This is a genomic window from Prevotella sp. P3-122 (assembly GCF_002251365.1).
Classification (GTDB): domain Bacteria; phylum Bacteroidota; class Bacteroidia; order Bacteroidales; family Bacteroidaceae; genus Prevotella.
Genome location: NZ_NPJH01000080.1, coordinates 1 through 15,882, shown reverse-complemented (window position 1 = coordinate 15,882; position 15,882 = coordinate 1). Strand labels below are relative to the sequence as shown.

Annotated in this window: 13 protein-coding genes; 7 read left to right on the top strand and 6 right to left on the bottom strand. The window is 48.5% G+C overall.

The genetic code is table 11. The features are described 5' to 3' along the window. The first annotated feature begins 85 nt into the window (after positions 1–85). Complete coding sequence (locus CIL02_RS12985; protein WP_094402347.1) at positions 86–2,452, top strand: hypothetical protein; 2,367 nt, start codon at positions 86–88, stop codon at positions 2,450–2,452. 16 nt (positions 2,453–2,468) lie between these two features. Here CIL02_RS12985 and CIL02_RS12980 read toward each other — a convergent pair whose 3' ends face one another. Further along, on the bottom strand, positions 2,469–3,701 hold the full coding sequence (locus CIL02_RS12980; protein WP_094402346.1) for a pitrilysin family protein: 1,233 nt from the start codon (positions 3,699–3,701) through the stop codon (positions 2,469–2,471). Between the two features lie 3 nt (positions 3,702–3,704). Further along, positions 3,705–3,965 carry a hypothetical protein gene (locus CIL02_RS12975; RefSeq protein ID WP_094402344.1) on the bottom strand — a complete coding sequence of 87 codons (261 nt, stop codon included), beginning with the start codon at positions 3,963–3,965 and terminating at the stop codon, positions 3,705–3,707. A 399-nt stretch (positions 3,966–4,364) separates the two neighbouring features. Here CIL02_RS12975 and CIL02_RS12970 point away from each other — a divergent pair, with 399 nt between their 5' ends. The 4 genes from CIL02_RS12970 (at position 4,365) to CIL02_RS12955 (ending at position 8,437) form a co-directional block, all read left to right on the top strand. After that, positions 4,365–5,297 (top strand): carbohydrate kinase, encoded by a 933-nt coding sequence (locus tag CIL02_RS12970; RefSeq protein WP_094402343.1) that lies wholly within the window; start codon positions 4,365–4,367, stop codon positions 5,295–5,297. Between the two features lie 32 nt (positions 5,298–5,329). After that, positions 5,330–6,508: an FprA family A-type flavoprotein gene (locus tag CIL02_RS12965; protein ID WP_094402341.1), complete on the top strand. Its 1,179-nt coding sequence runs from the start codon at positions 5,330–5,332 to the stop codon at positions 6,506–6,508. Between the two features lie 27 nt (positions 6,509–6,535). Beyond that, complete coding sequence (locus CIL02_RS12960; RefSeq protein ID WP_094402339.1) at positions 6,536–7,714, top strand: dicarboxylate/amino acid:cation symporter; 1,179 nt, start codon at positions 6,536–6,538, stop codon at positions 7,712–7,714. A 75-nt stretch (positions 7,715–7,789) separates the two neighbouring features. After that, positions 7,790–8,437 (top strand): hypothetical protein, encoded by a 648-nt coding sequence (locus CIL02_RS12955; RefSeq protein WP_094402337.1) that lies wholly within the window; start codon positions 7,790–7,792, stop codon positions 8,435–8,437. A gap of 365 nt (positions 8,438–8,802) precedes the next feature. Here the strand turns inward: CIL02_RS12955 and dusB are convergent, their stop codons facing one another. Together dusB and CIL02_RS12945 are read right to left on the bottom strand one after the other, a co-directional pair. Then, positions 8,803–9,783, bottom strand: a complete 981-nt coding sequence (dusB, locus tag CIL02_RS12950) for a tRNA dihydrouridine synthase DusB (protein WP_094402336.1) — start codon at positions 9,781–9,783, stop codon at positions 8,803–8,805. Further along, a complete protein-coding gene (locus CIL02_RS12945; protein WP_094402334.1) occupies positions 9,783–11,024 on the bottom strand; it encodes a hypothetical protein in 1,242 nt (413 codons plus the stop codon). The genes dusB and CIL02_RS12945 overlap by 1 nt, the downstream gene beginning before the upstream one ends. A 192-nt stretch (positions 11,025–11,216) precedes the next feature. Between CIL02_RS12945 and coaD the strand changes: the two genes are divergently transcribed. Both coaD and ybeY read left to right on the top strand, forming a co-directional pair. Beyond that, a complete protein-coding gene (gene coaD / locus CIL02_RS12940) occupies positions 11,217–11,663 on the top strand; it encodes a pantetheine-phosphate adenylyltransferase (protein ID WP_094402333.1) in 447 nt (148 codons plus the stop codon). Between the two features lie 68 nt (positions 11,664–11,731). Continuing rightward, positions 11,732–12,145, top strand: a complete 414-nt coding sequence (gene ybeY / locus CIL02_RS12935; protein ID WP_094402331.1) for an rRNA maturation RNase YbeY — start codon at positions 11,732–11,734, stop codon at positions 12,143–12,145. 314 nt (positions 12,146–12,459) lie between these two features. Here ybeY and CIL02_RS12930 read toward each other — a convergent pair whose 3' ends face one another. Continuing rightward, positions 12,460–15,144, bottom strand: coding sequence for a hypothetical protein (locus tag CIL02_RS12930; RefSeq protein WP_141210235.1), 2,685 nt, complete (start codon positions 15,142–15,144; stop codon positions 12,460–12,462). 484 nt (positions 15,145–15,628) lie between these two features. Continuing rightward, a partial coding sequence (locus CIL02_RS12920) for a transposase (RefSeq protein ID WP_141210234.1) occupies positions 15,629–15,882 on the bottom strand: 254 nt, incomplete at its 5' end.

Genomic DNA, 15,882 nt, shown 5'->3' with positions numbered 1-15,882 from the left:
TTTAGACTATATTTGCACAATCCTACGAATATCTTGATACAAGCACTAACATAACAGAAACTACACATTATTACAATCAACGCTTATGAAACTCAAATCATTACTTCTTACAGTAGCAGGAGCAGGTATATACGCGACAGCTTCTGCACAGATCTACGACATCACAGAGGGCTATCTGCGAAACAGCTCTTTTGACACCTATTTCGACTATACGGCAAGCGACGAGGGCAACATTGTCCCTACATCCAATTCTGTTCCTGCCGGGTGGACTCTCATCACTCCCACAACCAACAAGGCAGGAGTACTGGCCACAGTAGAGATTGGAACCAAGACAACCATCAACGGCTCCGCCGTGCCAGCACAAGGCTATGACGGTGAGACAGAAGGCGGGCTTGCTGCTTTCTGTATTAAGTCAACAGCCACCTACACACTCTCTCAAGAGGTAACACTTCCACCAGGCACGTACACTATAGTGAACGCCAGCCTCAACACCACAAGTCAAGAGGCCGTGACATCACAGCTCAAATGGAGGCCGAAGAAAGGCATCGTGTCATCAACGACAAGGCTATTTCCCGAGAACGAATGGAAAACAGACGCCATAACGTTCACTATCGAGGAGACAGCAGACGGACAGATATGTACGGGCTTCTCTACGACCAAGGCTGCAAGCACGGTTGTCTTCATGGACTGGATAAAGCTATACCGTGACACCCCGTTGGGCGATGCCGACTTCACAGTCAAACGCAATAAGCTTGCCACACTGCTGGAGACAGCTACAGGACTGTATGGTGACGGCGAAGGTGTCTCTGCGGCAGAACTGAAAGACGCCATTGACAAGGCAAAGGCTGTAGCAGACAATGCAGAGGCCACACTGTTGGATCTCAACGATGCCTCGCTGAGCCTCAACACAGCCATAAACAACTACAGTTGGGCACAGAAGGTCACAATAAACGCAGACAGCAGGTATCTGCGCGGAGCCACAATGGCATTTACCCGAATGACCGTCACTGGTGTTACCACATCTCAGATTGCCGCCAAGGGCTTCGTCTACAGCAAGTCACCTATGCCGACCATAGCTGACCAGGCAAACGAGGAAGAGTTGTCAAAGAACGGAACCATCTTCTGGAAGAAGGACTTGGAGCCAGGCACACAATACTACTTCCGTCCATTCGTTAAGTCTACCGACGGCTCTGTAGCATATGGTGAGCAGAAAATGTTCTACACCATTCCAAAGGGAACCATAAGCTACGAGGTACGCAGCGGAGGTACTGATGAGCAATACAACAGGATAAAGAACGCCACCATAGAGGCCGTGAACTACTGGAACAACCTTACGTCTATCAAGGACGTGCGCATAAGCGCAGGATTCGAAGATGGCGTGCCCACTGCCGACTGCTCATATGGCGGATGGATAAGGGTAGGCTCCAACTCGGCCTACCAGGCAACAGGAACCCTACTGCACGAGATGCTGCACGGCGTAGGCGTAATACCATGGGCTGGTGGACAATGGAGCCAGTTCACGCTCAGGAAATCAAAACAAAGTGCACAAGGCGGCACATACGGCTCTGGTGACTGGCTCGGTGATAGGGCTACTGCAGTGGCACAGTTCTGGAACAACAACACTACAGACGTACTGCATGGCGACTATCAGCACATGTGGCCATTTGGCATCAACGGCGCCAACGAGGATACTCACGCCGTAGAGCTGTACCTCAGCAACGGTCTAATGATACAGGCACTTGCGGAGGACGGACTGGAGACAAGCTACAAGCATCATGGTGCTCCATACTACGCCAAAGAGGTAGAGACAGGTGTGAAATACTACCTGAAGGCGGAATCGGAGGACTGTGGCCGATTGACCAAATATCTTACCGAAAGCAAGGTGAACAGACTTGCCATGAAGGAAATGACTGCCAGCGAGGCCGCGCTCAACGACAGTGCCGCATGGTATGTTTCGTTCAATCCCAAGAACCAGTACTATCAGCTGACAAACGCTGCCACAGGCAACCGCATGTCTTACGACACATCAGCCAAGGCGTTCCGCAGCACATCATCAACAGCATCCAACTACAACTATGACCTGCAGATGATGAGGGGACGCGTGGATGTGACGGAGAACAAGTTGCGCGGGTATTGGATTCTGCATCCCGAGTTGAACAACTGGACACCGGCATGTCTGACTGCCGGCACCACCATAAGCAGCACAGGCCTGAACCTTGCCAACGACGGCAATGGACTGCTGCAGCGCTGGCTTATACTGTCGGAGGAGGAACTGCCACTTGTTGACGCAGAGACACTGGGCATAGACTTTGCCGGCATCGAGACATCAGACAAGGTTGCCACGGTGGGCGTATACTCCATTAATGGCGCACAGCTCCGCAAGACCAACTCCACAGAAGGTCTCGCCAAGGGCATATATATAATAGGTGGGAAAAAAGTGGTGGTAAGATAACCCACATACCACACACCTATTGGATGACAAGAGTGGCAAGGGAGCCGTCGCAGAAGACCTCCCTTGCCACTTGCTGTATCTCATCGGCCGTTACGGCATCTATCTTTGCAAACAGGCGGTCAATATCCTTCTCGCTGCCATAGTGCAGGAAGCTCTTGCCGAAGTCTATGGCAAAGCTCTCATTGTTGTCGCATGCTATGCTCAACTGCCCCTTTATCTGCCTCTTTGCCGCCGCCAGCCTGCGTGCGGACAATGGCTTAGTGGCATAAGTGCGCAACTCACGACGTACAAGGGCGACACACCGGTTGACATCGTGAGGGTCGCAACCGAAATAGACACACCACATGCCTGTGTCGCCATAGCACACCATGGAGCTCTCTACAGAATAGACAAGTCCGTGCCTCTCACGGAGGATGAGGTTAAGCCGCGCATTCATGCCCGGTCCTCCAATGATGTTGTTGAGCAGATAAAGGGCCATCCGCTGCGGGTTGCCAGCGGCATAAGCCCTGTTGCCCATCATGACATGCGCCTGATGGGTTTCATGATGAAGGATGGTCTTGGGGGCAGGCAATGCCAGTTCTGAGATATCCGGCACCTGTGCGGGAACAGCCTGGGGGCAGGGCAAGGAAGATGGTGTCTTGGCAGACAGCAAGCGGACAAGCTTACGGAAATTGATGTTGCCGTAAGCAAAGAATATCGCATTGTCTGGTCTGTAGAACCGCTGTGTGAACCGTAGGGCATCAGCCGACGTGAAGTTCCTGACATTGTCGGCCGTTCCAAGGATGCTGTGTCCAAGAGGATGTCCTGCAAAGAGCAGGTTCTCGAACTCATCGTATATAAGCTCAGCAGGAGAGTCGTTGTAGCTCTCTATCTCGTCACATATAACCTCCACCTCCTTATCTATCTCGCTCTGGGGGTAAGTGCTTCTAAACACAATATCTGTAAGAAGGTCTACGGCACAGGCAAAATGCTCGTGCGGAATGGCTGAATAGAAGACAGTGTCCTCCTTGTTTGTGAATGCATTTAGGTCTCCACCCAGTTTCTCAAGACTATTGATGATGGCAAAGGCGTTGCGATGGGCAGTCCCCTTGAAGGTGACATGCTCGCAGAAATGAGCCAGCCCTTCCTCGCCTGCCTGTTCGTTGCGTGTACCGGCCTTTATTTGGAAACCACAATAAACAATCTTTGAAGCGTTGGGCAGATGTATTATGCGCAGTCCGTTATGAAGCTGCGCCGTATTATATTCCATGTGTCAATGAATGTTCTTATTTATCTCTATCAGCCTGTCATCATCCATGGCCTTGTATGATGGGCTTTGCTGTGCGTTGCCTTCTTCCTCGTCTTCATCCCCAAATTCCATGCCGCCATCACCTATATCGACAAAATAACCAGAATTGTCATCACGGTTGATTTTCACAGATGGCAACATTCCATTATTTGCGAGAATCAATACCGCCAGTATGATTAAGAGAACAAATATAACATTACGGAGTTTCTTATAGTCTTTATTCATTATGGCTTTGTTATTTGAGATTTGCAGAATGCAGTTTCCTGCATTGTGGTGCAAATATACTCTTTTTTCTCAAACCATGCAAATAAGCAATGATATTTTTCCATATCACTATTCAACTTGCCTCATTTTCAAGTCACACCAGCCTCAAATACACACGTAGCTGTGATGGCCAACACAAGCAGGTGTGATGACCAACACAAGCAGGTGTGATGGCCTGCTCATGTAGCTGACACAGTTATCGCACGCTAGTATTCCAGCCTGCATTCCCATCATTCTGAAGCGTCATTTATCACCTTTTATCCCTCTTCCGATAGTTGAGCAAGTATAAAAAATAAAATCAATTCCTTTGTATTCTCATCCGTTTGCACTAACTTTGCAATCACATATATAACTACAGACATGCGAAAAGTAATAGGAATTGGCGAGACTGTTCTCGACATCATATTCAAAGACGGCAAGCCCATAGAGGCCGTGCCGGGCGGCTCGGCTTTCAATGCTATGATATCCCTTGGCAGAGCGGGCGTCAACACAACATTCATCTCGGAGGCAGGCAACGACAGAATAGGCAAATATGTCATCAGCTTCCTGAAGGATAACGGAGTAAACGCAGACAACGTCAACGTGTTCCCAGACTCGAAGTCGCCCATCTCACTGGCTTTCCTCGACGAGAACAACAATGCCGACTACATATTCTACAAAGACCATCCACACGACCAGCTGGAGTTTGTTTATCCCGAAATCAACCGCGACGACATCGTGGTCTTCGGCTCGTTCTTCTCCATAAATCCTGTTGTCAGACCTCAGGTGGGAGGATTTCTGGAATATGCCCACAACCATGGAGCCATACTCTATTACGACATCAACTACAGGTCGTCGCACAAGCACGAGATAATGAAGATTACCCCTAACCTGATAGAAAACCTTGAATACGCTGATATCGTGAGAGGCTCTGACGAGGATTTTGGCATACTCTACCGTATCCCCGACGCAGACAAGGTCTATCAGTCAGAGATTTCCTTCTACTGCAAGAAATTTATCTGTACCAGAGGAGCCAACCCCATCATTGTAAGGGCAGACAAGACATTCAGGAAAGAATATCCCACGGCAGAGACGCAGGTGGTGAGCACCATCGGGGCTGGCGACAACTTCAATGCCGGATTCGTGTTCGGACTGATACACGAGAACATCACACGCGACGACATCGACAAAGGGCTCACGGAGGAGCAATGGGACAAAATCATATCGTACGGACAACGGTTCTCGGCAGAATGCTGCAAGGACATATACAACTTCGTGTCACCGGAGTTTGGAGAGAAAATCAGTAAAGAATAAAAAGAACAGCATATTAAACCAATTTTTTAATCATGACACCAATTAGCAACAATGTCTTCTACGTAGGCGTTAACGACCGCAACAAAAGTCTCTTCGAGGGTTTATGGCCACTTCCCAACGGAGTAAGCTACAACTCTTACCTGGTTGTGGACGAGAAAGTGTGCCTCATTGACACCGTAGAGGTGGATTTCTTCACACAGTATATCGAGAATATACGCGAGGTCATCGGCGACAGGCCGGTTGACTATCTCGTAATAAACCATATGGAGCCCGACCATAGCGGCTCGCTGGCCTTGGTAAAGAAGTATTATCCGGAGATAAAGATTGTCGGCAACAAGAAGACCTTTTCCATGATACAGGGCTTTTATGGCATTGGTGACGACATCATGGTTGTCAACAATGGCGACACGCTGTCACTCGGCAGCAGCGAGCTGAGCTTTGTGCTCACGCCAATGGTACATTGGCCAGAGACCATGGTGACCCTACTGGGCGACATACTCTTCTCGGGCGATGCCTTCGGCTGCTTCGGTGCTCTCAACGGCGGCATCATCGACGAGGAGATAAACTGCGACACCTTCTGGCTTGAGATGGTGCGCTACTACTCCAACATTGTCGGCAAGTATGGCACGCCCGTGCAGAACGCACTAAAGAAGCTCGCTGGAGTAAAGCTTAGCTATATCTGCTCCACCCACGGCCCTGTATGGCATAAGTACATCGACAAGGTGATTGGCATCTACGACAGCCTGTCAAAATACGAGGCACAGCCGGGTCTCGTCATCTGCTATGGCACCATGTACGGCAACACCGAGCGTATGGCAGAGCAGATAGCACGTGCCGCATCGCAGGCTGGAGTGAAGGACATCGTCATGTACAACGTATCGAAAACCCACCACTCATACATCCTACGCGACATCTTCCGCTACCAGGGCCTCATTGTCGGTGCTCCGACATACAATGCCGGACTTTACCACGAGATGGAGGTACTGCTCTCAGAGATTGCCAACAAGGACATCAAGGGCAAGCGTCTGTTCGGTTGCTTCGGCTCACACGCATGGGCCTCGAAAGCCGTTGGGAAGATTGTGGAGTGGAACGACACCCGCCTGCACTTCGAGATGGTAGGCGAGCCTGTAGACATGAAGCAGGCCCTCACACCAGAGGTGAAAGCACAATGCGAGACTCTCGGCAAGGCCATGGCGGAGAAACTTGCCTGACGACTGACCAATCTCAGCTCCATAACCATGAACATCAAGCTTAGAACCATCTTCTCGGGACTGCTGTTCCGCATTGCCGTTGCCATAATCCTTGGCGTGCTGCTGGGCGATATCCTCCATGAGGGCATCGTTAAGGTATTCGTAACCTTCAATAGTGTCTTCAGCCAGTTCCTTGGCTTTATGATACCGCTCATCATCGTAGGACTTGTCACGCCAGCCATAGCCGAGATAGGACGGGGCGTAGGCTCCATGCTTCTGGCTACGGTGGCAATAGCATATGCCGACACGTCGCTTGCCGCATTGTTGGGTTACGGCGTGGGCGAATGGCTGTTTCCCTCGATGGTTGCTAATGCTGATGCCATGGCTGGAATGTCGCAGCCAGTAGACATACAGCCCTACTTCTCAGTGAAGATACCGGCATTGCTTGACGTGATGAGCGCCCTGGTGCTCTCGTTCATAATGGGTCTGGGCATAAACTACGGCAACCTGCAGTCGTTGCGCAATCTCGCAGTCGAATTCAAGGATGTCGTAGCGAGAGTCATCGCCAAGGCCATCATCCCTTTATTGCCCCTGTACATCTTCGGCATATTCCTCAATATGACCAGCAGCGGGCAGGTGTACCGCATAATGGTGGTATTCGCATACATCATAATGGTCATCTTCGTGCTGCACATATTGATACTGCTCTACTCCTATGCAGTGGCCGGAGCGATAACACGGCGCAATCCGCTGCGACTGCTTGCCAACATGCTGCCTGCCTACCTTACAGCCCTGGGCACGTCATCGTCGGCAGCTACCATTCCTGTGACGTTTGCACAGACCATCAGGAACAAGGTCAGCGAGGGAGTGGCAGGCTTCGTGGTTCCACTATGCGCTACCATACATATGTCGGGCTCGGCAATGAAGATTACATGCTGTGCGCTGACAATATGCCTGCTCAACGGTATGCCTCACGACTTCGGTACATTCCTGCACTTCATTCTCATACTTGGCATAGTAATGGTCGCTGCCCCAGGTGTTCCCGGTGGAAGCATCATGGCTGCCTTGGCGCCTCTGGCAAGCATCCTCGGCTTCGATGCCGACGCACAGGCTCTCATGATAGCTTTGTATATAGCCATGGACAGCTTCGGTACGGCATGCAACGTGACAGGCGACGGAGCAATAGCCCTAATCATCAACAAGATGTTCGGACGCAAGGACGAATGATAAAGAATGTAGTAATTAGTTAAAAAGCTGCCATGTTGTATTGTATTCGGTATTTTTTTGTGTAAGTTTGCAGCAATGAATACAATCAAGGCAATTATGACTATAGCGGCAATGTGCATGGCGACAGCATCGCATGCGCAGAATGTTGAGAAGGCAGACAGCAACAGGCTGGCTACCGTGGATGATGCCGCCATAGGCATGGATTATTTAGAACCGGCGAGACATACCGCTTTGGACTCCTTAGTGCTGCCCAACGTTAACACCTTCGGACGGGTAGAGTCTCTGGGATATTGTCCTTACAGCTGGCGATGGGCACCATCTTGGGACTTACACGAGGGGCTGAACGTAAACCTCGGATTGTCAGTGTTTGCACAATTTGGCAAGCACTCGTACAGCGGCGTAGGCTTCACACAGGATATCTCCGCACTATATGCCGTTCCGCTCACCGACAGGCTCTCCGTAGCTGTAGGAGGCTATCTGAGCAATATCAACTGGGCACATGACTCCTATCGCGATGCTGGCCTGACGGCCATGGTGGGCTACCGCTTTGATGAGCATTGGGAAGCATTCCTATATGGACAGAAATCGGTTGTCAACGGCTTGCGCATGCCCTACCCTCTCTACGACATGCAAGAACTGGGTGACAGGATTGGCGCATCGGTAAGATACAACGTGAATCCTTCCATGAGCATCGAGGTTTCTGTAGAAAGGAGAAGCAGATGAGAATAAAACCTGAATGATAGGGTGTACAGTTTGGTGTACAAATATCAGTAATAACGCCCTGAAGGGGCAACCCGCGCATAGCCCAGGGTAGAGCGAAGCGGCACCCTGAGTGTAATGGGACATTGTCCTTGCGCGCTGTAAGCGCAAAAGCGTTATATATCCTGCTGTTATCTACGCTTTTGCGCTTACAGCGCGATCGTCACCTACTTGAAGAACCCAGGGTGTCGCTACGCTCTACCCTGGGCTATGCGCTTTTGCGCTTACAGCGCGACAATTATCGACATGAAGTTCAGAATTAGGATATTCAATTTTTGCACATCAAACTGTACACCCTACCTAAATGAATAATATCCAGAATAAACCTCTCAAACCCTTACTATCGCCCGACAGTCCTCAAGTATTGATGTCAGTTCTGCAACTGTCGACGCACGAAGCATGGCGATGCGTGTCTGCCGGAAGTCGGGTATGCCCTTGAAGACTGGTGTTGCGGCCAGATGGCGGCGAGTATGAAGAATGCCTCTATACTCGTCGATGCGCTCGACATTTATGCGCAGCTGCTCCTCCAGCAGGTCTATTTTCTCGTCCACCGTCAGAGGCTGTGGCGGCAGACCGTTAATACATTCATTTATCTCCTTGAATATCCAAGGACGGCCAAAAGTGGCACGTCCAACCATTACTGCATCGACACCATAGCGGTCGAACGCCTCCTTGGCCTCCCCGGCGCTGGTGATGTCTCCATTGCCGATGATGGGGATATGTATGCGCGGATTGTTCTTCACCTCGCCTATGAGCGTCCAGTCGGCCTTACCAGTATACATCTGGCTGCGCGTACGCCCGTGGATGGTGAGAGCCTGTATGCCGCAGTCCTGAAGCTGCTCGGCAAGGGTTGTAATGACAAGGTTCTCGCAGTCCCATCCCAATCGCGTCTTCACGGTTACGGGCACCTTGACAGCCTTGACAACCTCGCGGGTAATGTCGAGCATCAGCGGTATGTTGCGGAGCATTCCTGCTCCTGCTCCCTTGCCGGCAACCTTCTTGACAGGACAACCGAAGTTGATGTCGATGATGTCGGGCGATGCCTGCTCGACTATCCGTGCAGCCTCAACCATGTCCTCTACCGACCGTCCGTATATCTGTATTCCCACAGGACGCTCCTCGTCGCAGATGGCAAGCTTGCTGACCGTTGACTTCACCGAACGCACAAGTGCCTCAGCCGATACAAACTCAGTGTATACCATGGCGGCGCCAAACCGCTTGCAGAGCATACGGAAGCCTATATCGGTGACATCCTCCATTGGTGCGAGGAACACGGGGCGGCTGCCAAAGTCTATATTTCCTATCTTCATCAATACTCGAAGGTGTAGGTTATCTTGTTGCCCTTATGGTCAGTAACGGCCATGGTCCTGACAGAGCCGTTGGCATTTGTCTCCGTAGAAACGGTATATGTGGTGCCCTTCTTACCCTCAGCTTTAGCCACAACGCTCGTCTGACGGGCCAGCTTGTAGAACGACAGCAGCAGATAAGGGTCGCAGTTGGCAACACCGCCGATGAGCTGGTTTACGTCAACCGAGGTCATGCGGTTGTCTATACTTGAATATGTCATCTTGAAGGTCTCTGCCTTGTGGCTATAGTCAGGGAACACTCGCTCCACTGCTATGCTGTCGGCACAATGCAGGCTGTCTACCATGAGCGAGCCCTTTCCGTTGTAATAGTAGCCATATGCCTGTACGAACTTGCTGCCGATGGCGTTCTGAACCATGAAGCCATTGGAGAAGCTGTATTCATATAATCCATTGGAGAACGCCTTGTAGGCCATGGTCTGCGATACATTAGTTCTGGAGTCAGTAACGGTATTTACGAGCGATGACTCGTTGGACGTAAGGTCCATGAGCATGCGTGGCTGGTAGATATAGGACGTGAGGTTAGGCAGGTATCGGTCCTCGTAAGAGCCTTCAAGGGTAAGGTTGTTCAGGGTATAGAGGGTGTCGGCATACGTAAACTGATAGCGTGGCTGGCTGACGGTCACCTTATTCAGAAGGTCATCGTAGCTAAACGTCAGTTTCCGCTCCATGCTCCCGGCACTCATGGCAATCGCCACAGGCCTGTGCTTAGTATCGTAGGATATGTCGATGGTGCTGCCATCGGAGCCTTTTATGGACTTCACCTCGGCAGCCGTGCCAAGCGAGCCGTCGGGACGTGTGGCATACTGTACGAAGCGGAACGAGGCCTGTGCATTGCCGGCATCCTCGGAGTCTACGATACGATAGGTGGCAAAGCGTCGCTTGCCTGTGGTGTTCTCGCTGAACCTCACCCCGTAGGCTACTATCACGTTGGCCTTGCCCGTCATACTGCCGTCGATAGTCACGAACGAGTTGTCACCGTCAACGTGCTCTATTTTCCATGGACTTGTGGACAGGAACTTCAGGCTGTCGGCCATATCGGTGGCATATGCATAGCCTATGGGATAGCCGCCTGTAGAAGGCAGTGCTACCTGTATGGTGTAGTAAGATGTAGGCTCGGCTTTGTCACACGATGCGAGCGTTGCCGCAAGTGCAGAGGCTGCAATGATAGTCTTGATAATTTTCATCTGTATATTTAGTATAATTGGTTTAGTGTGCAAAGATATAGAAAAAAACTATTAACGCACATGTATTTAACTTAAAAAAGCGAAATACGCCAACAGGTAGCAAACAAGAGCGAAAGTATATTTTTTGCGCCATCACTTGCAGGAACGGATTTTATTGCATACTTTTGCAGGAAACAACAAAAGACACAATATATGAGTACCGGACTTTTTGCTGGCAGCTTCGACCCCTTCACTATTGGTCACGACTCGATAGTGCGCCGTGCGTTGCCTCTATTCGATAAGCTCGTGATAGGAGTAGGCCTAAACGACAAGAAGAAATATACTACCACTACCGACGAAAGGGTAAAGGCTATACAGGATGTATATGCCAACGAGCCAAAGGTAGAGGTAGTAGCTTTTAGCGACTGCACCATGGATTTGGCAAAAAGAGTCGGAGCAGGCTTTATTGTTAAAGGGGTAAGAAATGTACGCGACTTCGAGTTTGAACGCGACCAAGCGGAAATAAACCGCCTTGTGGGCAATATAGAGACTATCCTGCTATACTCCGAACCGGAATTGGCTTGCGTATCGTCGAGTGCGGTAAGAGAATTGCGAGCTTTCGGCAAAGATGTAGATAAATTCCTGCCAAAAAGCAAATAATTATAATTAAGCATGGTAGCTACATATTTTTTTTGCTACTTTTGCCAAAGAATTAATTCTGTAACATTATGATTACATATAACGCAGAGGGCATCAGGATGCCCAAAATCAGGAAAAGGGACACGTCGGCATGGATAAAGGCCGTTGCGGCATCATACGGACGAAAGGTTGGCGACATAGGCTACATGTTTGTCGACGACGAGAAGATACTGGAGGTGAACCGTGAGTATCTGGGACACGACTACTATACCGACATCATAACATTCGACTACGACGAGGACGACGTCATCAACGGCGACCTTGTAATATCACTCGACACCGTAAGGACCAACGCAGAGAAATTCGGCAAAACCTACGATGAAGAGCTACATAGAGTAATTATCCACGGCATACTCCACCTGTGCGGCATCAACGACAAGGGCCCGGGAGAACGTGAGATTATGGAAGCTGCCGAAAACAAGGCCCTCGCAATGCTGGGATAGCAGACTGATGGAAAGGATGTAAGCAAGGGAAGAAACTGTATTTATTACTTTCCAATAAATTAGGATTATTTTTTGAATATATGTTATCAAAAAAATACTGTGTCCAGCACGCGCTGTAAGCGCAGAAGAACATAGCCCAGGGTAGAGCGCAGCGGCACCCTGGGTGTAAGGGAACATTGTCAATGCGCTTACAGCGCGACAATTAACGACATGAACTTCTGAATTAGGATATTCAATTTTTCTGTACACCTTACCCTGTAACTGTCAGAATGCCCGTCACAAGCAGAATCCCCTGTGCTATGCAGCTTCCCCCTTTACTTGCCAATGATAAATTTGCCATCTTTGGTTATTCCTTCTACCTTGACATTGATTTTTATATTTTCAGAGCCATTAAATGATGAAAGCCTCATCATACCGTTGTCATCTGTGACTGCCTGCGGTATCCAAAGCAGTGTTCCACTTTTTCTGTCTGTTAGGTTTTGCAATTTCTGTCCAAGGCAGTCTGTCCGATAAAAATCGACAGGAGTACTGAAACCGTTGAACTCTATTTGGTTGCCTGTGAATTGAGGCATGTCAACAAGCCCCTTAATCGTTTGATCAGTAATAAAATTAACAGCTGTCGGCATGTTTACCGAAGGCTCCGCCAGGTTTATCTTACCGTTTCCTGTTTCTGTCAAACAGGCAGCACGTGCCCGACGGCATGTATAAACGTCAATGCGTTTGAAAGACATATCGGCAGGCCATTTGGCTTTTTTTGAATTGGCACCCATATTCGCCATGTCGTATTCTGATACCGGCCTGCCGTCTACAAACATGGCCACATCGCCAGAAATACCCAGCACTGGTAATATTTCCAAGGCATTTGGGTTAACAAGATTAATACTTCTGTTTACAGCGACAGAATTTGTCCTAAAGTCGGCAATTCTTCCATTCCTGACAGAAAGATAAGCCATCAGGCTATTTATATCCATGCTGAATGTCGGTTTACAGCTATGAAAATCAGTCTCACAAACAGGCATCCTGTTGACAGAGGCGTTTGCGGCAAAATTCCTGTCGGTGTGTGTTGTCTCGTAATAGCTGATTTTTCTTGGCCAAGGCGCAATAGGCATCTTGTAGTCTATGATGTAGGTCCGTTCAAGAGAATTGTCTTTTACGTCTCCGTTTCCTATGTGATGGTGGCTCCTATCGGTTGCCTCTATTCCTGCGTCTCTCAGGCTTTGCCTGTTCATCATGAGGTATGCATAGCCTTTGCCGCAAAAAGCGGGTATATCGAAAGAGAACTCGTCGGATGAGAATATCTCTTTCTCGTCTATGCGGATATCGTTATCTGTCATAAGATCCATTCTCAGCCAGAATCTCTTCTTTTTATTATTCCAACCGGTCCAATATCTGCGCTCACCGTATCCCTCACCGTCCGAAGTCTGCTTCTCGGTATATCCGTTGCCGTTGTATGCGGAGCTGTAGTATATGTCAGAGTTGTAATGTGTATCGAGAATCCTGCCCTTGAGCGACAACCCCTTCTCGGCCTCATATATCAGCATGTTTCCTTCGTCTGAGGCAAGTCCCGCATAGTCGTACCTTGTCCATCCCTGCACCATCATTAGAACGTCCAGAGCCTCAGCTCTCCCAATATCGTTACCTGCAAAATAATATTGCGGATTTGCCACATATCCTCTAATCTCAGAAGAAAGTAAAAGATATGTCATTATATCTGTTCTGCCTGCATCGTTGCCACTACAGTCCTTTGTCACAGCAATAGAGAAGCTTTCACCGGCAAGCGGCTTGCCAGAGTCTTTTTCTGTAAGCCTGATATCTATGTCTATTTTTTCGTGTGGTTTAACAGTTACGTCTCTTGGGTAATCCACTTCAACATTTACCGCCATGTCGTGCCTGTTGACAAAAAAAACTCTTTGCGCTATTATATGTCCGTTGCAATTATAAAGTGTTGCGACATTAACTCCTGTAGTCAACGAGTCTTTTTTTAGAGTTATTTCCTGTTGCAGGTCATTACTCATGTCGCACTCCACGAAAGAGGTCATTTTACCGTACGAGCATACAGCCAGTGCCAATTCCTCGCCCTTGGTCTGAGAATTGCGCATTATTCTCACCTTTACATCTTTCCCGTTGAGGATATTCATAACATATCCTTCAGACTGTGCAGCAGGCAGGCGGAACTTCTTTGTGCCATCGGCAGTTTTGAACTCCGCTGTCAGCATTTCAGATGTTTCCTCATTGCTTAAGCAGAAAACGCCCTTGCCGTCATGAGCGGTCCGTATCTCCTTAATTTTTCCTTTTTTTGAGTTTATCCATCCGTGAATATCCTGGTACCTTCCCAGACAGTCGGTTACCTCAAAGGCAACCCTTGCAGGAACCCCTTTAATGATATTACCACTTTCCGGGTAAAAACTGACACTGAGCGACACATCATCTTTACTGGTTTTCTTGTTGTTGACATTTTTTGTGCCACCATACCAATTGTCTTCACCATATATTGGCAGCACCCTGGAAAATATACCCCAACACTCTTTGCTGTTGTTGTATTTAGGAACCTTTTCTTTCTTGCCTTTCTTCGCCTTGCCAGTCTTTGATTCTGTAACATTCGTGAAATTAAGCATCCACGCCGTGTAAGCCCTTATCTCATAAAACCCTCCAGTTATTGATTCCGACAGGCAAAATGCACCCTCTGCATGCCCGTCCGTAATGTGTAGTTTCTGACGTTCCATTATCCAGCCTGACGGAGAGAGTATCTCTACGTATAGAACAGAGCTTTGCCGTGTGGCAGTCCGATATGGATCTTCCACCACATCGGCTTTGTAGAATATAGTATCACCACTGCTATAGCTGATGTTGTCAAAACTCAGATAAACCTTCTCTTGTTTTTGCTGTTTAAGGTTTTGAAGTATTCTGTCTTTAAGTGTCGACAGATTTCCTGCCATTGCGTTGGCAGAAACCATTGACATGTCTGCCAAGAGCAATAAGAATAATCTAAAGGTTTTCATTTTTCAATACTTAGTTAATTATACATTTAATCGGCTAAAAATCAATGTTACATTCCAAAACTATGATATCCCCCTTTTGGGGAGAATAATTGTTTTTATCTCAAAAGAACTGCTGGATTTCATCCTTTGTCTTCTCGCCATGGCAATGACTGAGCAATCTCATCATTGCTCATCTGGCTTATCGAAAACGTCGGGCAAAGTTCTCTGCCGCAAAGATAGGCGTATCCCTTGATGACTAAAAGGGAATTTCCCTAATAGACGATAGGGAAATCCCTAATTGTTCAGAATGATGGACCATCCCTAAAGCATATTTTGCCTATCTCTTATTCCATTTTATCTCCTTTATCTTGTGATTATTAAAAAACATGGTGATAGCGTAGCAACCTGTAGGAATATGGTTCAATCTTATGCAACCATTTTTTTCAGTACACGTTTCTTTCAATATGACTCCACCGTTTTGTAAATCTACGTGAGTTCGATGAATTCAAAACAATGAAAGCTGTGTATCAACTGTACGTTGTACATTGACACACGGCTTCTTAGGAAACATACAATAAGCAGCGATAGCTCCAAGCAGGTTCACGATGAAATTGTCAAAGCACCTGTGTCTTGAATGTTCCACTTGTGCAATATTCTTCAACTCGTCATTTACCGTTTCTATTATTGCTCGTTTCCTAAGCAGCAGCTTGTCAGACACGCTCATCAAGGCACCTTTCATGTTGTTTTTAAGTTTGGTGA